This window comes from Pontixanthobacter aquaemixtae (assembly GCF_009827395.1).
Lineage (GTDB): Bacteria > Pseudomonadota > Alphaproteobacteria > Sphingomonadales > Sphingomonadaceae > Pontixanthobacter > Pontixanthobacter aquaemixtae.
In genome coordinates this window covers 1,278,704-1,298,974 of the sequence record NZ_WTYX01000001.1, presented here as the reverse complement: position 1 = coordinate 1,298,974, position 20,271 = coordinate 1,278,704, and the positions used below count along the sequence as shown (strand labels likewise).

The window sequence follows — 20,271 nt, the reverse complement described above, 5'->3', positions numbered from 1 at the left end:
TCAGCTATCCGTCCATTCGAGCCAGTGTTGCCAGAACCGTTGCCGTCTGCCCGCTGATCGAAGGAGCTGCGCCAAGGAACCGACACTCATTACAGGAGTGCTTCGGTTATCATGGTTAATATTGTGTAAAATAGCAGCGCCTTGCGCCGTATCGTTCCCAAGAAGCGGTGGAATGTTGCGTCCGAAGGTAAGAATACGATTCGGGGCGGCCAAAGCGATGTGATGCGCGAGCAAATCGCACAGACCTGCGGCCTTCAAAGCCGCCCAATCGGGCACCGGCGTATGGCGCCGCAAAGTGGCCGCGATATAGGTATCTTCCGCCGCAAACCCGGCTGCTTTGAGAATGCCATCGAGCAGCCGCCCTTGCGGACCTGACAACAAAGTGTCGCTATCGTGCTCTTCCGGCTCGGCAACCACTATCATCAATTTTGCCCCTGCGGAGCCGCGCGGAGCTAGCGCGGGATAGGCGCCGCCATCGTCGATCGAACTGTCGGTCACCCACCAATTGTGGAATTGTGCGAGATCTTCCGGCCAGGATTCCTTCTCCCCACCAATTTTCTTTGGCGGAGGCGGGGCCGCCACTTCATTCTTTGCAAGCTTGGCCGGCGGCTGCGGCGATATTTCGTCCGGCTCGTGCGCAGCCAGCCACTCCGTAACGTCATCGCCGAAATCGTGATCGACACCTGCACTGCGCCACCAATCAAGCGCGGCGGCAAATTCGTCTGCCAGAGTGGTGGGGGACGGCTCGGTCATCTCTGGTGCGGGTCTTGACCTGCTGCGCCGTACTATTCAAGGGTTTGCGCAACCTTTGACGACAGTAAATTACGAGGATCAGACCTGATGAGTGCCGAGACTATCGAACGGGAATCGATGCCATGCGACGTTGTGATTGTCGGCGGTGGGCCAGCAGGCCTTGCTGCGGCAATCCGCCTCAAGCAGATCAATGACGAGCTTGAAGTTGTTGTCCTCGAAAAAGGCTCTGAAATCGGCGCGCATATCCTCTCGGGCGCGGTGGTTGATCCGAAGGCACTTGACGAGCTGCTCCCCGACTGGCGCGATATGGATTGCCCGATGGCGGAAACGCCGGTGACCGACAACTGGCACTGGGTTCTGACCAAAGGCGGCAAATATCCGATGCCGCATCTGATGATGCCGCCATTCATGTCCAACAATGGCTGCTACACCGGATCGCTGGGCAGCATGACCCGCTGGCTTGGCGAGCAGGCCGAGGGGATGGGGGTGATGGTTTTCCCCGGCTTCCCTGCTGCCGAAGTGATGTTTGACGATAATGGCGCGGTCAAAGGCGTGATTACCCAGGATATGGGCGTTGCCGAAGATGGCTCGCACAAGGGCGATTTCCAGCCCGGCATGGAAATCGAAGCGAAATACACGCTGTTCGCAGAGGGTGTTCGCGGCAATCTGACCAAGCAGATGAAGGCGAAATTCGACCTTGAGGCGGATTGCCAGCCGCAAGTCTATGGCCTTGGTATCAAAGAGCTTTGGGACATCGATCCTGCCAAGCATGAGCCGGGCCGTGTGATCCACACGCAGGGCTGGCCGCTGAGCGAAAGCGACAGTTGGGGCGGGGGCTTCCTCTACCATCAGGCAAACGGTCAGGTCGCGCTCGGTTTCGTGACCGCGCTTGATTACGCCAACCCCTATGTGTCGCCCTATCAGGAATTCCAGCGGTGGAAGACGCACCCAGCGATCCGCGAATATCTCGAAGGCGGGAAACGCGTGGCCTATGGCGCGCGGGCGATCAATGAAGGTGGCTGGCAATCCATCCCGAAACTTGCCTTCCCGGGCGGCGCGCTGATCGGTTGCGCAGCGGGCTTCGTGAACGTCCCGCGCATCAAGGGCAGCCACACAGCGATGAAGAGCGGGATGCTCGCGGCGGAATCGGTCGCAGCTGCTATCGCTGGCGGTGCAGAGCACACCGAATTGCCGGATTACGAAGCAAACTTGCGCGAAAGCTGGATCGCAAAGGAACTGAAGCAGGTCCAGAATGCCCAGCCCGCCGTTGCCAAATTCGGCGGCGATTTCGGCACCGTGATTGCCGGCATCGATATGTGGATGCGCCAGCTCAAAATCGGCCTGCCTATCTCGATGAAGCACGAGCCCGATTACACGCATACCGGACGTGCTGACCTGTATCAGCCCATCGACTATCCCAAGCCCGATGGCGAGATTACCTTTGACCGCCTGACCAACGTCTCTTTCAGCTACACCAACCATGCCGAGGACCAGCCGGTCCACCTCAAAGTGGCCGATTGGGAACTGCAAAAACAAAGCGAGCTGGGCGTCTATGCGGGCCCCTCAACACGCTATTGCCCGGCGGGCGTGTATGAGTGGCTGGAGGACGAAAGCAGCGGCGAGATGAAATTCCAGATCAACTCGCAAAACTGCGTCCACTGCAAGACCTGCGACATCAAGGATCCCAACCAGAACATCAACTGGACCACGCCCGAAGGCGGCGGCGGGCCGAACTATCCGAATATGTGAGTAGAGTTCCTCCCCGAACCGGGGAGGGGGACCACGAAGTGGTGGAGGGGCACAGGCATGATCACCGGACCCCGAGACACGGTAATACGTGCAAGAAAACTGCGAAGCTTTTTTGCGATTTTCGCTTTGGCGCTGTCCGCGCTCAGTGTCGGCTGCGCATATCAAACCGGTTATCTTCCAATAAGACTTTTTGATTCAGCAGAATGGAAGTCGGCAAGCTACTGGGATGGAACGCGTGTTGAGATGATTGAGCATCTACTGTGGAGCAAAAGGCTTGATGGTCTCGACAAGGGCGCAGTCATCAGTTTGCTAGGGCCTGACCCTGAGACAACATACTTCTCCGAGCACGATTTGGTTTATCCGTTGGGGCCAGAGCGCGGGCTAATGAGCCTCGATTCCGAATGGCTTATCATTGATTTCGACGACGAGGGTGTTGTCGAGAGCTATCAGGTAATGGGCGACTGACTCGCATGTCACTGGCCGAAACCGCCTATGCCAAGATCAATCTCGCGCTGCATGTGCGGCGTCGTCGGGATGACGGGTATCATGAGCTCGAAACGCTGTTCGCCTTTGTCGATCAGGGTGATGTTCTGATAGCGAGCGCTGCGGAACAGGACGAGGTTCTTGTGTCGGGTGAATTTGGCGGAGCGCTGACCAATCCGTTCGACAATATCGTCGCCAAAGCGCTTGGGAAATTGCCGCGATCCAATGGGTTGCGAGTCAGTCTTGAGAAGAATTTGCCCGTTGCCGCGGGCTTGGGGGGCGGTTCCGCTGATGCAGGGGCAGTCTTTCGGCTGGTGCGCGAGATGCACGGATTGCCCGATGACTGGCATGACCGCGCAGCCGCGCTTGGCGCCGATGTTCCGGCCTGTGTCGAGAGCGTAACCTGTATCGGGCGCGGCACCGGCACCGAGCTTGAACCCGTTGAAAGCGATTTGACCGGCACGCCGGTGCTGCTGGTCAATCCGCGCGTTCCGCTGGCGACAGGTCCCGTGTTTGCCGCTTGGGATGGCGAAGATCGCGGCGCGCTGCCGGGCGGATCGGTTGAGCAAATCGCATTGGCGGGCCGCAACGATCTCGAAGGACCGGCCATCGGGCTGTGCCCCGCAATCGCCGATGTTCTGGCGGCGCTTGCCGGAACCGATGCGTTTCTCAGCCGTATGTCGGGTTCAGGCGCGACATGTTTTGCGCTATATCGAAGTCATGACGTCATGCGCGAGGCCGCAGAAAAGCTGGCTTTGGAGCATCCCGACTGGTGGCAGATGACCGGAAAGCTAAGGTAAGAACATTCCACAATGATAGCCGACGATCTGCCTTATCGCCGTGTGGGTGAGCCGCGCCGGGGCGGTATTGTGTGCGTCGCCGACCATGCATCGAATTTCGTGCCGGAGGACGTTCCGCTCGGCATTCCCGCCGCGCTTCTCGACACCCATATTGCCATCGATATCGGAACCGACGGCATTGCCGACCGGATGGGCCGGCGCCATGGAATCGCGGCGCATATCGCAACGGTCAGCCGTTTGGTGTGCGATCTCCACCGGACAGAGGATTCGCCCGGCCTTGTCCCGACCGAAAGCGACGGCCATCTGATCGCGGGCAACATCGGCGCGAATATCAAAGCCCGCCTTGAGCGTTTCCATCGGCCCTATCACGCTGCGCTGGGCGAGTGGCTGGACGAGGCGGACCCGGAACTTATCGTTGCATTGCACAGCTTTACGCCCGAACTTGAATCCAAAGTCGAAGATCGCCCGTGGGAAGTGGCTTTGCTCTACAATCAGGATGACAGCGCCGCGCGCCATGCGATCCGGCTGTTTGGCGAAGAGGGGCTGACGGTAGGAGACAATCAGCCTTATTCGGGCAAACAGTTGAACGCGACGATGGATCGCCATGCGGAGGCGATGGGGCGCAAATATCTGACCATCGAGATCAGGCAGGATCTTATCGCGACCAGGGCCGAACAAGCGCGCTGGGCCGCGCTGGTAACCGATATTGCCAACCGCGTTGCGCTGGCTCTCAAAGCAGAAGGCTGAGCGGCCTGAAGATTTTCTGTTTCGGATGCGCCTTCCGGTAAGGTATCATTGCTGCCAAAGCTGAGCCGACAGAAGCGCAACCGAACGGAGTTCACCATGCCCGCCTATCGTTCCCGCACCACCACCCATGGCCGCAACATGGCCGGAGCGCGCGGATTGTGGCGCGCAACGGGGATGAAAGACGGCGATTTCGGCAAGCCGATCATCGCGGTTGTGAACAGCTTTACACAGTTTGTCCCCGGACATGTCCACTTGAAGGATCTGGGCCAGCTGGTCGCGCGCGAGATCGAGGAAGCGGGCGGCGTTGCCAAGGAATTCAATACCATAGCCGTCGATGATGGCATTGCGATGGGGCATGACGGGATGCTCTATTCGCTGCCTAGCCGCGATCTGATCGCCGATAGCGTCGAATATATGGTCAACGCCCATTGCGCCGATGCGATGGTGTGCATTTCCAATTGCGACAAGATCACGCCGGGTATGCTCAATGCCGCGATGCGGCTGAATATTCCGGCGGTGTTCGTTTCCGGCGGGCCGATGGAGGCAGGCAAGGTTGTCCTCGATGGCAAGGAAAAGGCGCTTGATCTGGTCGATGCGATGGTGGCCGCTGCGGATGACAGCTACACCGACGAACAAGTTACCGAGATCGAGCAGAACGCCTGCCCGACATGCGGATCGTGTTCGGGCATGTTCACCGCCAATTCGATGAACTGCCTGACCGAAGCGCTTGGCCTGTCGCTTCCGGGCAATGGATCGACGCTGGCAACGCATGCGGATCGCAAAAGCCTGTTCCTGCGCGCAGGCCGCTTGGTCGTGACGCTGGCCAAGCGGTATTACGAAGAGAATGACGAGAGCGTTCTGCCGCGCTCTATCGCCAGCTTTTCTGCATTCGAGAACGCCATGTCGCTCGATATTGCGATGGGCGGATCGACCAACACCGTGCTGCATTTGCTGGCCGCCGCGCATGAGGCGGGTGTCGATTTCACCATGGAAGATATTGACCGGCTGAGCCGCCGCGTTCCCTGCCTGTCCAAAGTCGCCCCGGCAAAGGACGACGTGCATATGGAAGATGTCCACCGTGCGGGCGGCATTATGGCGATTCTCGGCCAGCTCGACAATGCCGGGCTGCTCAACACCGCGCTGCCCACGGTGCACAGCCCGACAATGGCCGATGCGCTCGATGATTGGGACATCAGCCGCACACAGAACAACAAGGTTCACGAATTCTTCGCGGCTGCGCCCGGCGGCGTGCCCACGCAGACCGCCTTCAGCCAGTCCCGCCGCTGGGAAGAGCTTGATCTGGACCGCGAAAACGGCGTGATCCGCAGCAAAGAGCACGCTTTCAGCCAGGACGGCGGCCTGGCGGTTCTTTCGGGCAATATCGCGCTCGACGGGTGCATCGTGAAAACTGCGGGCGTCGACGAATCGATCCTGACCTTCACCGGTCCGGCCAAGGTCTATGAGAGCCAGGACGATGCGGTGACCGCGATCCTCACCGATCAGGTGAGCGAAGGCGATGTGGTGGTTATCCGCTATGAAGGCCCCAAAGGCGGACCGGGCATGCAGGAAATGCTCTATCCCACCAGCTACCTCAAATCGAAGGGATTGGGCGCGGCCTGCGCTTTGCTGACCGACGGGCGCTTTTCTGGCGGGACTTCAGGCCTCTCAATCGGCCATGTCTCGCCCGAAGCGGCCGAAGGTGGTGCGATCGCACTGGTCGAAGATAGCGATATCATCGAAATCGACATTCCCGGACGCAGCATCAAACTGGCGGTTTCCGATGATGTTCTGGAGGCACGGCGCGCGGCGATGGGCGGGGCGTGGCAACCGGCCAAAGACCGCCCGCGTATGGTGTCGCAAGCGCTTGAAGCCTATGCAGCCATGACGACCAGCGCGGCGCGCGGCGCGGTGCGCGATATCTCGCAATTGAAAAGAGGGTAATGTGAAGCATCCTGCCTATGTCTTGACGATGCTGTGCTGCACAATTGCGGCGTGTTCGCAACCCGATGTCGAGCAGCCACAAGCCGAAGAAGGCGCGGCCATGATCGACTGCGCGCTGGGTGAAGGAAGCCAGTTCGGCCCCGATTGTCTGGTCGAGCGGGAAACGGTTGAAGGCGAAAATCACCTGATTGTGCGTCATCCCGATGGCGGGTTCCGCCGTTTTGCCCAGCTCGATGACGGGCGCGGTCTGGTTGAACTGGACGGCGCGGACCAGCTGACGCGGCGGCTTGATGGTGATGTGCTGGAAATCAGTATTGGCGCAGACCGCTATCGCTTTACCGCCAATGTCAGCGGGCAGGATAACCAGGACAGCGGCGCGGATGACGCGGCCGAATGATCTGATCCTCACCGCCGTGCAAATGCAGGCGGCGGAGCAGGCGCTGATAGACGCCGGATCAAGCGTCGAAGAATTGATGCAGATTGCGGGGAAGGGCGCTGCCGAATGGGTCTGGCGGATGGCATCAGGGCGCCCGGTGACGGTGCTGTGCGGGCCGGGCAACAATGGCGGTGATGGCTATGTGATTGCAGAGGTGCTTCGGCGGCGCGGTTTGGCCGTAAAGGTGGTCGCCCCCAAACAGCCCGCTACAAAGGCCGCACAAAGCGCCCGAGAGGCCTTTCAGGGGAACATAAGCGAAGACGGCGCGAAAATTTCCGGATCTGTGTTCGTTGACTGTCTATTCGGCACCGGCCTGTCCCGCCCCTTGTCGAGCGAATTGGTCAGCCTGCTGGCCGGATTGGCGGCGCAGCATGATTTCAGCATTGCGGTGGATCTGCCCAGCGGTGTCGATGCAGACAATGGCGCGGTGCTGTCTCCTGTCCCCGATTTTGATCTGACGCTGGCGCTGGGCGCGTGGAAATGGGGGCATTGGATGCTGCCCGCTGCAACGCAGCTAGGAGAGCGGCGATTGGTCGAAATCGGCATCGATGCTTCCGCGCAGAGAGACTTTGTAACCGGCGCCGTGTTGCAGAAACCCGCGCTGAAAGTGCCCGATACGGACGCGCACAAATATTCGCGCGGGCTGGTAGCGATTGTCGCGGGGGAAATGACCGGTGCTGCGAAATTGGCGGCCAAGGCAGCAATGTCTGCAGGCGCGGGTTATGTGAAAATTCTGAGCGATGGCCGTGACATCGAAACTCCGTCTGACCTTGTTGTGGACGCCCGCCCGCTGGGCGAAGCGCTGAGTGACGAGCGGATTGCCTCCATTCTGATCGGGCCCGGCTTGGGAACCGGCGAAGTTGCCTGCGGTCGGCTGCGGGCAGTGTTTGGAATGGAACGCGCGGTGCCCACTGTGCTCGATGCCGATGCACTGAACCTGATCGGCGCAGTAGAATGGCCGGGGCCGAGCGAACGGCCCTATCTGCTGACACCGCATGGCGGGGAAGTGGCGCGGCTCCGCAGCGTTTTTGAACCACCCGCAAAGAAACCGCCGCTGCCTGACAAAGTTCATCAGGCTATCGAGCTGGATTGGATGACTGACGCAACAATCGTCGCAAAGGGCCCGGACACGGTCATTTTCAATCGCGATGCTGGCCTTGCGGTTTCCCCTGCTGCGTCAAGCTGGCTGTCGACAGCGGGAACGGGTGACGTGCTGGCCGGGATAGCGGCAAGCCGGCTCGCGACAGGTGAGCAACCCTTCGACGCCGCATGCCAGGCGGTTTGGCTCCACGGCGAGGCTGCAAGACTTGCCGGACCGGCTTTCTCCGCGTCCCGTCTTGCCGGAAAGGTGGCAGACGCCTACGCGGCGTGTCTGTGAACACTGCATCAGAAATCATTCGTATTGCTGCCAAAGGCGATGGCCTGTCCGCTGATGGGCGCCATGTTGCCGGGGCCGTCCCGGGTGACGTGCTACAGAGCGACGGAACGCTGAAACACGGCCCGCATCACGTGAAGCCGGTGTGCCGGCATTTCGGCAAATGCGGCGGCTGCCAGTTGCAGCATGTGGACGAAGAAACATTGCGCGATTTTGTGACTTCGCGCGTTTCGAACGCGGCCGAGGGGCAGGATATTGCGGTTGGCGAATTGCTTCCCACCCATCTTTCGCCGCCGCGAAGCCGCCGCCGGGCAACTCTGTGCGCGATCAGCCGCGGGGGTAAACCGCAGCTTGGTTTTCGCGAGGCGGGGTCGCACCGGATTGTCGATCTGACAGAGTGTCAAATCCTGACCGAAAGCCTGTTTTCGGTTGCGCAGGCGCTGCGCACAATCCTCGCGCGGCGCAAGGGCAAGCTGGCAGTGGACATCGAGTTGACCGACACCGATCAAGGCGTTGATTGTTCGCTGAAAAACCTGCCCATCGAAGGGCTTGAGCAGACCGAGAAGATCCTCGATTTTGCCCGCGAACAGGGTTTGGCGCGGCTGACGCTCGATCAGGGATACGGCCCCGAAACATTGTGGGAGCCGGAGCCGGTAACGGTTACGCTTTCCGGTGTGCCGGTTGGTTTTCCGTCGGGCGGATTTCTGCAAGCCACGGTTGATGGAGAAGATGTGCTTGCGGGCGATGCCAGAGCCTGGCTCTCCGGCGCGGCAGTGGTTGCGGATCTTTTTTCAGGCTTGGGCACTTTCGCATTTGCGCTGGCTGGCAGGACAAAGGTGCTCGCGGCGGAGGCGGCGCGCGATACGCATCTGGCCTGCCAGATGGCTGCGCGGGCTACCGGAAAGCCGGTTCACCCGATCCATCGCGACCTGTTCCGCAATCCGCTACAACTGGAAGAACTCAACAAATTCAGCGCCGTGTTGCTCGATCCTCCACGGGCGGGTGCGCGCGATCAGGTGGAATTGCTGGCGCAAAGCACGGTCGCTAAGATTGTTTATATCAGTTGCAATCCCTCAAGCTGGGCGCGCGATTCCAAGCGATTGATCGAAGGCGGCTACACGCTGCAGAAATTGCGGCCCGTGGGGCAATTCCGTTGGTCAACGCATGTGGAATTGAGCAGCCTTTTCGTGCGGGAGGAAGATGATTCAGCCGCGTAACGCGGTCAAAATCTGGTTCTCCAACCATTCGCTCGCTTGTGGTTCGACATAAGCGTGCGACGCACCCTCGCAGCGATGGATGCGCGGATCGCTTGCATCCCAGTTCTCCAAAAACATCTGCGCGGTGCGATCGGCATCTGCCAGAAGAATACGCACAGGCTTGTCATACGCGGCAATGCCTTGCGCCATTTGCTGCGACAATCCGGTCGCTTCGGAAGGTCCGCTGGCGGCCTGTTTCAAACCGCGAAACAGCTTTTTGAGGTTCACGCCCCCTGACAGAAGCCGAAGCACTTCCTTGGGGTTTTTGAGCTTTTCTAGATAACGAGACCGGACCGCGCTTGGCGGCGGCGTATCATCGGCATCATCTTCGATTGTCCACGGGTTGGACAGGATCAATCCATCCAGTTCTGCACCGCCTGCCAGCATCAGCGCGCTCGCTGCGTCGCAATTTCCGAAGCCGACAACGCGCGTCATTTGCGGATTGATCGCGCGGAATGCTTCTATCGCAGCGGCAATGTCTTTGCGGCTCTTGGTGAACCCGCGATTTTCGCCATCGCTATCGCCGACCCCGCGGCGGTCGAAGCGGAATACGGGAAAACCCGAAACGGCCAATTTTGCCGCCAGCTTGGCCTGCCCCGAGAATGCCCCTGCGCGAACTTCATTCCCTCCGGTCACGATCAACAGGCCGGTGGCCCCTGGCGCGGTGTCGAAAGTGCCGGCTAAGCGGCAGCCCTGGCATTCGAAAGTGAGCGATAGCCGGGTCATTCGTGTGACAGCCCGATTGCAATGATTGCGGCGATGGCATCGGCCTGTTCGGGGTCTTCGTCAGGCTCGGCGCGGAGCCACAACCCTGCGCCGGGCACTGCCTCGCGGGGAATATCCGCCAGTGTTTCACTCGATGGAGTGGCAGCGTCGGAAAGGGCGGCAAACATATCTGGCCCGATTTTCCAACCGGCCAGTTCAATCCCATCTTTGCGCCCGGTTTGCTCCAGCTCAGCCGTGGATTCCTCTCGGCCGGCTTCGCGTGCCGCGATCGTGCGGGCGCGGAGCATGGAGCGGAGCATTTGTTTGCCGCCATGCGCCGCATAGCGCCATCCGGGCAAGCCATCGGGCGCGAGCAAAGCCCCGCTGCGCATGGTAAGCAAATGTGTCGCATCGAAATGCTTGGCCGCCGCTGCTGTTGCTGCGCGCCAGCTGTCCAGCGTTTGCGCCTCAAGCGGCTGCATGCTGTCATTGCAGCCGGGAAAATCGGGTAGGACGCTGTCGATCCCAGACAGGTCGAGACGGTGCATTATTTCAACGGTTTGTCGCCGCAACTTGTTGGCTTCATCGAACAATGCGGGAAGGATCAGTAGGCGCTTTTCGCGTCCCTGATTGAACACAAGAGCATGCTCTTCGCTAGTGCCTTTGGCGGCTAGGGGAGCAGGCCATTGTGCAAAGCTTCGCACCGATCAGCCTTCGATTGCTTTGGCCTCGGCAAAGGCGAGAAGCCCGCCATATGTTTCGAGCATTTCGCCATCGACATCGTCATCTTCGATAATGATGTGCAACCGGTCTTCCATTTCGGTGAGCAATCCGGCGACTGCCATGGAATCGAGTTCGGGAAGGTGCCCGAACAGTCCGGTGTCTCCGTCGAATTTTTCGACATCGTCAGCGTCCAGCCCCAGAACATCGCACAGGATCGAACGCAGCTGGGTATCGATCGCGTGGCGGCTGGGCGGCAGCCAATCAGCTTTCGCGTCAGCATCTGTGGCGGCATCCACCGGTGTATTTTCCATACCGTCAGTTACGGGCTCGCCAGTCATCTGCGTGCTTTCCCCTGCAAGTGCGCCGCCGCCCTTAGCTTTCGGTGCCACCGCGTGCAAGCCGGGTAATAATTCGCTTTGCGAGGGCAGGCCACGCCTGAGCTTGGCCGGGATTGAGACAATCCAAGCGATAGCGCGGCCGGTCGACCTCCATCCAGTCGCGCTTGTAAGGATCATTGCCGGTTCCGAAATCAATGAGATCGACCTTGTCGGTGTCCATCACATGTTCGAACAATGCCGCGCTCAGCGTGGTGCCGGCAGAGAGATTCTTATGCTCTTCAAGGTGCGAGAGCTTGTGGATGTAGGCGATACCGTTTTCTACGGTCCAGAACTGCGCGGCCACGGCTTTTCCATCGTGGCGGGCGATGGCAAGGCGAATGCGCCCGGCGGCACCTTCTTGCTCGGCAAATGAGCGCAGCAGAGCGGGGTCGCCTTCCTCCGGTTTCCAGCTGTTTTCGTATACCCCTTCATATTCGGCCCATGCAGCGGCATCGAAGCGGGTGAGCAATTCGACATCAACTTTCTTGGCCTTGCGCTTCAGCGTCGTGCGCATCCTTCCCGGCCGCGACGCCCAATAGTCGGCGAATTCACGCCCGTTGACGTGAAGAATGTGGTTGTGATCGCAATGTTCGCGCAGCACGTTCCAACCGGCCTTGCGAAAGGCCTCTTCCAAGGCCGAGGCAACTCCATCTTCGTCTGGAAGAGGAGAGAGGACGATACGGTGCGCTTTGGTCTTCAGCCCCGCTGCCAAGGCTTCGAGCAAGGCCGGATCGTTTGAACCGAGCGGCTGCCAGGTAAAATTGTACCAGTTTGTCAGCGCTTCCAGCCGCCCTGCGCTATGAATGAGCGGCAAGGCCGCCCGTTCATCGGAACCATTGGCAATCGCTATAAACGGCTGCGCACCCGATTTCTGCAAGAGCGTGAACCATTCCAAGCGGTCAAACGGCGTGGCAGCCTGCGCGGATGATTTTTCAATCACCCCTTGCAGAACGTTAACCGTGTCGTGATAGCTGACGCTCAACACCAATTGCCGTATCCCTTTGCCGGAGCTTCAATGCCCAGTTTGCCCAATCCAGAATCCAAACCGCTGGATCATCTTGCCGAGATTGGCGCGGATGATAGTCCGGCGCTGGTCCTGCGCAACCGGACACTTAGCTTCAAGGACTTAAGGGACCGTGTTGCGCGTCTTAGTGGATGGTTAAGGGATCGCGTGCCGCAGGAAGGCGCACGCGTGGCGACTTGGGCTGCGAAGAATGAGCTCACCTGCTTGATGCCGCTGGCTGCGGCGCGGGCGGGTTTGGTCCATGTGCCGATTAACCCGCTGCTCAAACACACGCAGGCCGCCCATATCCTCGCCGATAGCGGGGCAGTTTTGTTGCTGGGGACCAAAGCACGGCTGGAATCGCTTGAGTCTGGCGATCTGCCCGCGGCCTGCAAAGCGCTAGACGAAAACGAAGTGCTGGACGCTTTGGACGATGTTTCCGCGCCGCTGCCGCCTTCGCAGCGCCAGACCGATGAATTGTGCGCCATTCTATACACAAGCGGCTCTACCGGTCGGCCCAAGGGCGTGATGCTCAGCCATGCCAATCTATGGCTCGGCGCGGTCAGCGTGGCGCAATATCTGGGCATGGAATCCGATGATGTGACGCTTGGCGTGCTTCCGCTGTCATTCGATTACGGGCAGAACCAGCTCTTGAGCAGCTGGTATGCCGGCGGCTGCGTTGTACCGCTTGATTATCTTTTTCCGCGCGATGTTGCGCGGGCCTGCGCGAAATATGGTGTGACAACGCTGGCTGCCGTCCCCCCGCTATGGGTGCAATTGACTGAGCTTGATTGGCCTGCCGAATCCAGTGCACCGCTGCGCCGTTTGACCAATAGTGGCGGCGCATTGACGGAAGAACTGGTCGAGGGATTGCGCGGTATCTTTCCGCAAGCGCGACTGTTTCCGATGTACGGACTGACAGAGGCGTTCCGTTCGACCTATCTTGATCCCGATCTGGTCGCAACCCACCCGACATCGATGGGCAAAGCCATCCCGTTTGCAGAGATTATGGTGATCGATGATGATGGCGATGTCGCTGAACCGGGAGAGGAAGGCGAATTGGTCCATTGCGGGCCGCTTGTCGCCCAAGGCTATTGGCAGGACCCGGAGCGGACTGCAGTACGCTTCAAGCCTGCGCCCGGCGCTTCGCACTATGGCGGGGTCGCGGTCTGGTCGGGAGACAGGGTCAAACGCGATGCGGACGGCTTGCTGTATTTCGTCGGACGGCGCGATGCGATGATCAAGAGCGCGGGCAACCGGATCAGCCCGCAAGAGATCGAAGACGCCGCGCGCGCCACTGATCTGGTTGCAGAGGCCGTTGCGCTGGGTGTTGCCGATGATCGGCTGGGTCATGCGATCCATCTGGTCGTGCGCGCCGCGCCCGGCGTGGAAGATCCGAAAGACCACCTTCCCAAGGCGTTGGCGAAGGAACTTCCCAATTTCATGCAGCCGCATGTTATCCATTGGCGCAAAGTGATGCCGCTCAATCCGAACGGTAAGCTCGACCGGACGGCCATTGCGAAAGAGATTCTGGGGGAGCTGGGCACATGAAGCCAGTCGGACCAATTCCTGCCGGTTACCAAAGCAAGGACGGACAGATCGCCGTTGCGGGCCATACCGCGCGCGATTTGGTGGAGCAGGGCGGGGCAACGCCTTTGTTTGTTTATTCGCGCGAGCATTTGACCAAGCGCGTCGGTGATCTGCGCGCCACCATGCCCGATCGGCTGAAAATCAACTATGCCATAAAGGCAAACCCCTTCGCGCCGCTGCTAAAGCATATGGCGGGATTGGTGGACGGCTTCGATATTGCATCGGGCGGCGAACTGGCGATGGCGCAGGCTGCCGGTCTCGATCCGAGAGCGATCAGTTTCGCTGGCCCGGGCAAGCGCAATGAAGAACTGGAAGCCGCGCTGCGCGCCGGCGTGACGCTCAATCTCGAATCAGAAAACGAAGCGCGCCGCGCTTTGGCTATCGGCGAAAGGATCGGTGCGGTTCCGCGCATGGCGATACGGGTAAATCCCGATTTCGAGCTGCGTGGTTCGGGTATGAAGATGGGCGGCGGGGCCAAGCAGTTCGGGATTGATCAGGCGCGCGTTCCCGCATTGGCCAAGGAAATCATCGCGGCGGGCGCTGAATGGCGCGGCTTGCATATCTTCACCGGCAGTCAGGCGCTGAGTGCAGAGGCCATTATCGAAGCGCAGGCCAATGTGATCGACCTGGCGGACCAGCTTGCGTCGGAAATCGGGCAGCCATTGCCAAAGCTCAATATGGGCGGCGGCTTGGGGATCCCCTATTTCCACGGAGATGAACCGGTCGATATCGCGGCGATAGGCGCCGCACTGGACAAGCGTTTTTCCAACCTGCCGGCGAATCTGGCCGACACCGATTTGTGCATAGAGCTGGGCCGTTATCTTGTGGGCGAGGCCGGAATCTATCTGACTGAAATTGTCGATCGTAAGGAAAGCCACGGCTCGACTTTTCTGGTTACTGACGGGGGATTGCATCACCAACTTGCTGCGTCTGGCAATTTCGGAACTGTCGTCAGGCGGAATTACCCGTCAGCGATTGCGACGAAGTATGATTCTGAACCCAGCGAAGAAGTTAACATTGTCGGCTGTTTGTGCACTCCGCTCGACCGTTTGGCCGATAAAGCGCATTTTCCAAGGGCCGAAGTCGGTGATTTGGTCGTAATTTTTTGCGCGGGTGCATATGGGGCAACCGCGTCTCCAGCGGACTTCCTCGGGCAGGGCGCTGCCCGCGAGATTCTGGTGTAATTCACGCCTGAATCGGCGAATTAACGTTTGAAACCAATGTGTCCCGCTTTGGGACTGCAACATCCTAAACAGCCGTAAACGCAAAAAGGCTAACGGTATGTTCACCCTTTTCTACGAGAAGCCACCTTCATACCTGCGGGTAGTGTAAGGGCGGTAGCTCCGATCTTGCGCTGAAAAGCCCGCTCAACGGCAAGGATGCGCATCGATGCCCAATATTAAGTTCACGAAACTGCTCGCCGGTACAGCCTTGGCTGCATTGACCCTTTCGGGTTGTGCTGCCGGAGGTGGTGCAGAGCTTCCGCAAGCAACCTTTGTGACTTCGCAGGCTCCGGCCAGCGAGGATTACATTATCGGCGCCAATGACGAATTGACGATCCATGTCTGGCGCAATCCGGAACTGGGCGCGGAAAAAATACAGGTTCGCCCCGATGGCCGCCTGACCACACCGCTGGTTACCGATATGCCCGCCGCGGGCAAAACGCCGACGATGCTGGCGCAGGATATCCGCCTCCAGCTTTCGCAATATATCGAAGAGCCGCTGGTCTCGGTTATCGTGACCAAGCCCTATGGCGAATATAGCCAGCAGGTCCGCATCATCGGCGCGACCGAAAAACCGGCTTCGATCCCTTACCGCGCAAATATGACGCTGCTCGACGCGATGATTGCAGTGGGCGGCCTGTCCGAATTTGCCGCGGGCAACCGCGCGAAACTGATCCGCAAGAGCCGGAACACGGGCCGCCAGACCGAATACAAGCTGCGTCTCAGCGACCTTCTCAAGAAAGGTGACAGCCGCGCGAATGTTCTCCTCCAGCCGGGCGATGTGATCATCATTCCGGAAAGCATGTTCTGAGGGATCGGCAAACAGCATGAACGAAGTATTTGAAGATCTGCGCGCAGCGCTTTTCTCGGTCTGGCACCGGCGCTGGTTGGCGCTTGGTGTCGCATGGGGCGTGAGCGTTCTGGGCTGGTTGGTGGTCGCGATGATCCCCAACTCCTACGAATCGGAGGCGCGCATTTATGTCCAGCTCGATGACGTCCTCGACAAGATCGTCGACGTAAAGGGTGCTGGCGAACGCGACATTGCGCGCGTGCGCCAAACGCTAGCGAGTAAAGTAAACCTCGAGAAAGTTATCCGATCGACCAAGCTCGGCGACAATGTCCAGACGCCGCGCGACATGGAAAACGCGATCGAGAGCCTGACCAAGAAGGTGACGGTCAAGAGCGAAGAAGACAATCTGTTCGAGATCAAGGCCGAAGTTGGCCAGAGCGATCTTTCGGACGGTGAAAACTCTGTTCTGGCACAAAGCGTTGTCCAGAAACTGATCGACATTTTCCGCGAGGAAAACATCGCCGGCAGCCGCGGTGATGTGGCCGAATCGATCGTATTCCTCGACCAGCAGCTGGAAGAGCGCAAACGCGAACTGGAAGAAGCCGAGCAACGCCGCCTCGCATTCGAAGCGGAAAATCCCGATTTGATCGGCGGCACCGGCACATTGAGCGAAAAACGCCAACTGCTTCGTTCCGATTTGCGCGATGTAGAGGCCGATCTGGCCGCTGCACAAAGCGCGCTCGCCCAGATCAATGGTCAGCTTGCGGGCACGCCGCGCACGCTGGTCACTGCAGGCGCAGCCGGCGGTGCTCGCCAAGCGCTCGCCAACGCGCAGTCGCAACTCGCGACAATGCAGGCTAGCGGCAAGACGGGAAATCACCCTGATGTGATCGCGATCAACAAACAAATTGCCCTTTTGCGGACCCAAGCAGCGAATGAAAATCCGGCAACGGTGGGGACTCCAAACCCCGCCTACAGTTCGCTGATAGCGATAAAGGCAGAGCGTCAGGCCAATGTGCAGGCGCTGGCCGCGCGTCAGGCCGGGTTGCAGTCAGAATTGTCAGGATTGCTGGCAAGCCAGGCGAACAATCCGGCGGTTGCTGCCGAAGCTAGCCGGATCAGCCGCGACTATGAAGTGCTCAAAGACAAATATGACGAGCTGCTTCAGGACCGCGAGGAAATGAAACTGCGCGGTCAGGTGGAAAACCAGAGCAGCTCGTTCAAATTCGAAGTGATCGACCCGCCCAGCACGCCGCAAACCCCCTCTGCACCCAACCGGCCTTTGCTGCTGATTGGTGTTCTGATTGCGGGGATCGCCGCTGGCGTAGGTTCCGCTTTCGCAGTGGGTCAATTGCGATCGACTTTCGCCACAACCGGAAAGCTCGAACGGGCGCTCGATCTGCCGGTTCTCGGCGCGATTTCGACGACAATGACCGACACAGCGCGCGCTCTGCGGACGAAGCGGATGAAGATGTTTTACGCCGGAAGCGCGGGCTTGGCCGGATTGTGTGTAGTTCTGCTGGCGGTCGAATTCCTCCAGCGCGGAATGGTTGCGTGAGGAGCGGGATATGACTGAGCATAAGAACATCCCGCTTCCCAAAGACGGTGACGAAGAAAGCTCGCTGCTCGAACGGGCCAGCGGCGCTTTCGGCTTCGATCCGTTCAAGGCGGCTCCGATCAAGGGCAAGCTGCCAGAACGCGAAATGAAGCGCGCCAAGGTGCGGGTCAAAGACTCTGATCGGAAGAAAGACGCAGAGAAACCTGCGGCGACTGTCGAAGAAGCGCAAACAGCCGAACCAAAGCCGCGCATTCCGAGTGAATATGAACCGCAGTCTGACGCAAACCTGCCGGTCCCGGCGGCTTCGCGTGAAATCGTGATTGAGCCCGAATTCAGCGCAGTCGCGCTGACCGGCAAGAAGCACGCAATCGACCGCGAGCATCTGCGCGAACAGGGTATTATCGTGCCAGAAGGCGCGGTGACCGGGCTGATCGAGGAATTCCGCATTGTGAAGCGGCAGATCCTGCAGGCGGCCCGGGCAAAGAACACCGCCCGTTCGCGGCGCGTGCTGATTTGTTCCCCGCATCCGGGTGAAGGCAAAACCTTCTGCGCAACCAATCTGGCCATCGCAATGGCGGCGGAGCGTGACAGCGAAGTTGTGCTTGTCGATGGCGATTTCGCCAAGCCATCGATCCTCTCGACATTGGGCCTGCCCAAGGGGCCAGGCTTCATGGATTGCCTCGCGGACGACACGGTTCAGCCGGAAGATCTTGTGCTGGGCACCGACATTCCGGGTCTGTGGGTCTTGCCCGCCGGCAACCAGACGACCGCTGACAGCGAATATCTGGCCAGCGACCGGACCGCACAGGTGCTCGACCGCCTGACAATGGGCGCGCCCAACCGGATGGTAATTTTCGATTCTCCGCCTGCTCTGGCGGCATCGCCAGCGGCAGAGCTTGCCAAGCATGTCGGACAAGCGGTGCTCGTCGCGCGGGCGGACAAGACCGGCCAAAGCGCGCTGGAGGACGCCTGCCAGCTTCTTTCGGCCTGCCCGGATATCAAACTGCTGCTCAACGCAGCGCATTTCAGTCCAAGCGGCCGGAATTTCGGCTCTTATTATGGATATGGGGAATAACCCGTCATGACGAAACTCAACCTTAAACGCTCGACCGCACTGGTAAGTGCATTGGCAGCCATCAGCGTTGCATCGCCTGCGTTCGCGCAGGATTACAGCGGCGGTGAAGGGCAGGAAGCGTCCTCCAGCGCGTCTGACCGCCGGACAGGCAATGGCGTGAATGTGGAGCCGTATATCGAGGTTTCGCAGATTGCGATTGCGGAGCTTTCGCCCGGCGATGAAGTTGTGACCTATACGCAAGTCGCGGCGGGGATCGATGCGTCGGTCACCGGCCGCAACAATGGCGGTTCGGTGTCGCTGCGGGTGGAAAAGAACATCGGTTATGGCGATGATGCGATCAATGGCGAAACCATCAGCGGTGTTGCGCGGGGTTATGCCTCGATCGTTCCGCAGGTTTTGACGGTGGAAGCCGGTGCGCTTGCCGCAGAAACTCGCGTTGACGGCAATGGCTCGTCGAGCCTCTCGTCGCTCGACGACCGCGGGTCGGAAAGCCAGATCTACTCTGCCTATGCCGGACCAAATCTGCACACACGTGCGGGCGATGTTGAAGTCAATGCGAACTATCGCATCGGTTACACCCGTGTGGAAGCACCCGATGGCTTGGCACCGGCACCCGGCGCTGCGCCGGTCGACGTGTTCGATGACAGTATTTCACAAAGCGCCGCCGTTCACCTGGGCACACGTCCGGGCGAACCGCTTCCGATTGGCGTCGGTGTGGGCGCAGGGTGGAATCAGGAAGATATTTCCAATCTGGATCAGCGTTTCCGCGACATGTATGTTCGCGGTGACGTGTCGATCCCGATCGCGCAGACCGTCCAATTGGTCGGCGGCATCGGCTATGAAGACGTGGAAGTGTCTGCGCGCGATGCGTTGCTCGACGTCAATGGCGATCCGGTTATCGGCGACGATGGCCGTCTGGTCGTTGATACAAGCCAGCCGCGTCAGCTAGCATATGATGTGTCAGGCCTGATCTGGGATGTCGGCGTGGTCTGGCGCCCAAGCCGCCGTACTTCGGTCGAAGCCCATGTTGGCCGCCGCTATGACTCGACCACATATTACGGCAGCCTGGCCTATGCGCCCGATAGCCGTTCGTCCTTCAACGTGTCGGTTTATGATGCGGTTTCGGGCTTCGGCAGCCAGTTGAGCAATGCCTTGGCCAATCTGCCGACAGAATTCACCGCCGGACGCAACCCGTTGACGGGTGAGCTGGGCGGCTGTGTCTCCGGCGAAGAAGGGGCCAACTGCCTCAACGGAGCGCTTGGTTCGATCCGCTCGTCAGTATTCCGTTCGCGCGGTGTTGCGGCGAGCTATTCGACCAGCTTTGGCCGGATGACCGCCGGAGTTGGCGCTGGCTATGACCGCCGCAAATTTATCGCTGTACCGGGCTCTGTCCTGGCAGCGGCTGATGGTGTGACCGATGAATCCTACTACGCGTCGGTATTCCTTTCCGGCGAAGTCGGCCGCCGCGGCAACTTCACCACCAACGCTTATTACAACTATCTCCAGAGTGGTTTCGACCTCGCTGGCGAAGTCAATGCGATCGGCGCGTCCGCCGCTTACAGCCACAATATCTCTTCGCGTCTGTCCGCACGGGCAGCGGTCGCCATCGACAGTCTCGATAGCGATGTTTCGACCGAAGACTTCACCGCAGCATCGGCCCTGGTTGGCCTGCGCTTCGGCTTCTGAT

Annotated in this window: 19 protein-coding genes; 14 read left to right on the top strand and 5 right to left on the bottom strand. The window is 59.7% G+C overall.

Going from position 1 to position 20,271, the window contains the following annotated elements; genetic code table 11:
* Complete coding sequence (locus GRI41_RS06245; RefSeq protein ID WP_160603877.1) at positions 1-753, bottom strand: uracil-DNA glycosylase family protein; 753 nt, start codon at positions 751-753, stop codon at positions 1-3.
* 87 nt (positions 754-840) lie between these two features.
* Here GRI41_RS06245 and GRI41_RS06240 point away from each other — a divergent pair, with 87 nt between their 5' ends.
* The 8 genes from GRI41_RS06240 to GRI41_RS06205 all read left to right on the top strand — a co-directional run bounded on the left by GRI41_RS06240 (position 841) and on the right by GRI41_RS06205 (position 9,501).
* Positions 841-2,502, top strand: coding sequence for an electron transfer flavoprotein-ubiquinone oxidoreductase (locus GRI41_RS06240; protein ID WP_235901066.1), 1,662 nt, complete (start codon positions 841-843; stop codon positions 2,500-2,502).
* Between the two features lie 57 nt (positions 2,503-2,559).
* The gene (locus tag GRI41_RS06235) at positions 2,560-2,967 is read left to right on the top strand and encodes a hypothetical protein (RefSeq protein WP_160603876.1); all 408 of its coding nucleotides are present in this window, start codon (positions 2,560-2,562) and stop codon (positions 2,965-2,967) included.
* 5 nt (positions 2,968-2,972) lie between these two features.
* Positions 2,973-3,785, top strand: a complete 813-nt coding sequence (locus GRI41_RS06230) for a 4-(cytidine 5'-diphospho)-2-C-methyl-D-erythritol kinase (protein WP_160603875.1) — start codon at positions 2,973-2,975, stop codon at positions 3,783-3,785.
* 12 nt (positions 3,786-3,797) lie between these two features.
* Positions 3,798-4,532: an N-formylglutamate amidohydrolase gene (locus GRI41_RS06225; protein ID WP_160603874.1), complete on the top strand. Its 735-nt coding sequence runs from the start codon at positions 3,798-3,800 to the stop codon at positions 4,530-4,532.
* A gap of 96 nt (positions 4,533-4,628) precedes the next feature.
* Complete coding sequence (ilvD, locus tag GRI41_RS06220) at positions 4,629-6,473, top strand: dihydroxy-acid dehydratase (RefSeq protein WP_160603873.1); 1,845 nt, start codon at positions 4,629-4,631, stop codon at positions 6,471-6,473.
* Position 6,474: 1 nt separating this feature from the next.
* Complete coding sequence (locus GRI41_RS06215; RefSeq protein WP_160603872.1) at positions 6,475-6,870, top strand: hypothetical protein; 396 nt, start codon at positions 6,475-6,477, stop codon at positions 6,868-6,870.
* Positions 6,854-8,287 carry an NAD(P)H-hydrate dehydratase gene (locus tag GRI41_RS06210; protein ID WP_160603871.1) on the top strand — a complete coding sequence of 478 codons (1,434 nt, stop codon included), beginning with the start codon at positions 6,854-6,856 and terminating at the stop codon, positions 8,285-8,287. Before GRI41_RS06215 ends, GRI41_RS06210 begins: the two co-directional genes overlap by 17 nt.
* Positions 8,284-9,501 carry a class I SAM-dependent RNA methyltransferase gene (locus tag GRI41_RS06205; protein WP_160603870.1) on the top strand — a complete coding sequence of 406 codons (1,218 nt, stop codon included), beginning with the start codon at positions 8,284-8,286 and terminating at the stop codon, positions 9,499-9,501. The genes GRI41_RS06210 and GRI41_RS06205 overlap by 4 nt, the downstream gene beginning before the upstream one ends.
* Here GRI41_RS06205 and GRI41_RS06200 read toward each other — a convergent pair.
* From GRI41_RS06200 to GRI41_RS14235, 4 genes are all read right to left on the bottom strand, one after another.
* On the bottom strand, positions 9,490-10,266 hold the full coding sequence (locus GRI41_RS06200) for a hydrolase 1, exosortase A system-associated (protein ID WP_160603869.1): 777 nt from the start codon (positions 10,264-10,266) through the stop codon (positions 9,490-9,492). The genes GRI41_RS06205 and GRI41_RS06200 overlap by 12 nt on opposite strands.
* The gene (locus GRI41_RS06195) at positions 10,263-10,883 is read right to left on the bottom strand and encodes an alpha/beta hydrolase family protein (protein ID WP_328600521.1); all 621 of its coding nucleotides are present in this window, start codon (positions 10,881-10,883) and stop codon (positions 10,263-10,265) included. The genes GRI41_RS06200 and GRI41_RS06195 overlap by 4 nt, the downstream gene beginning before the upstream one ends.
* A 69-nt stretch (positions 10,884-10,952) precedes the next feature.
* Positions 10,953-11,279, bottom strand: coding sequence for an acyl carrier protein (locus GRI41_RS06190; RefSeq protein ID WP_160604653.1), 327 nt, complete (start codon positions 11,277-11,279; stop codon positions 10,953-10,955).
* 61 nt (positions 11,280-11,340) lie between these two features.
* The gene (locus GRI41_RS14235) at positions 11,341-12,330 is read right to left on the bottom strand and encodes a GNAT family N-acetyltransferase (RefSeq protein WP_407985519.1); all 990 of its coding nucleotides are present in this window, start codon (positions 12,328-12,330) and stop codon (positions 11,341-11,343) included.
* Positions 12,331-12,360: 30 nt separating this feature from the next.
* Between GRI41_RS14235 and GRI41_RS06180 the strand changes: the two genes are divergently transcribed.
* The 6 genes from GRI41_RS06180 to GRI41_RS06155 all read left to right on the top strand — a co-directional run bounded on the left by GRI41_RS06180 (position 12,361) and on the right by GRI41_RS06155 (position 20,270).
* Positions 12,361-13,899, top strand: coding sequence for an acyl-CoA ligase (AMP-forming), exosortase A system-associated (locus tag GRI41_RS06180; protein ID WP_160603867.1), 1,539 nt, complete (start codon positions 12,361-12,363; stop codon positions 13,897-13,899).
* Positions 13,896-15,122: a pyridoxal-dependent decarboxylase, exosortase A system-associated gene (locus GRI41_RS06175; protein ID WP_160603866.1), complete on the top strand. Its 1,227-nt coding sequence runs from the start codon at positions 13,896-13,898 to the stop codon at positions 15,120-15,122. The genes GRI41_RS06180 and GRI41_RS06175 overlap by 4 nt, the downstream gene beginning before the upstream one ends.
* A 205-nt stretch (positions 15,123-15,327) precedes the next feature.
* Positions 15,328-15,972 carry an XrtA/PEP-CTERM system exopolysaccharide export protein gene (locus tag GRI41_RS06170; protein WP_160603865.1) on the top strand — a complete coding sequence of 215 codons (645 nt, stop codon included), beginning with the start codon at positions 15,328-15,330 and terminating at the stop codon, positions 15,970-15,972.
* A 16-nt stretch (positions 15,973-15,988) separates the two neighbouring features.
* Positions 15,989-17,509 (top strand): XrtA system polysaccharide chain length determinant, encoded by a 1,521-nt coding sequence (locus GRI41_RS06165; protein WP_160603864.1) that lies wholly within the window; start codon positions 15,989-15,991, stop codon positions 17,507-17,509.
* Positions 17,510-17,519: 10 nt separating this feature from the next.
* Positions 17,520-18,584: a P-loop NTPase family protein gene (locus GRI41_RS06160; RefSeq protein ID WP_160603863.1), complete on the top strand. Its 1,065-nt coding sequence runs from the start codon at positions 17,520-17,522 to the stop codon at positions 18,582-18,584.
* 6 nt (positions 18,585-18,590) lie between these two features.
* Complete coding sequence (locus GRI41_RS06155) at positions 18,591-20,270, top strand: preprotein translocase subunit YajC (protein ID WP_160603862.1); 1,680 nt, start codon at positions 18,591-18,593, stop codon at positions 20,268-20,270.
* Position 20,271 lies beyond the last annotated feature (1 nt).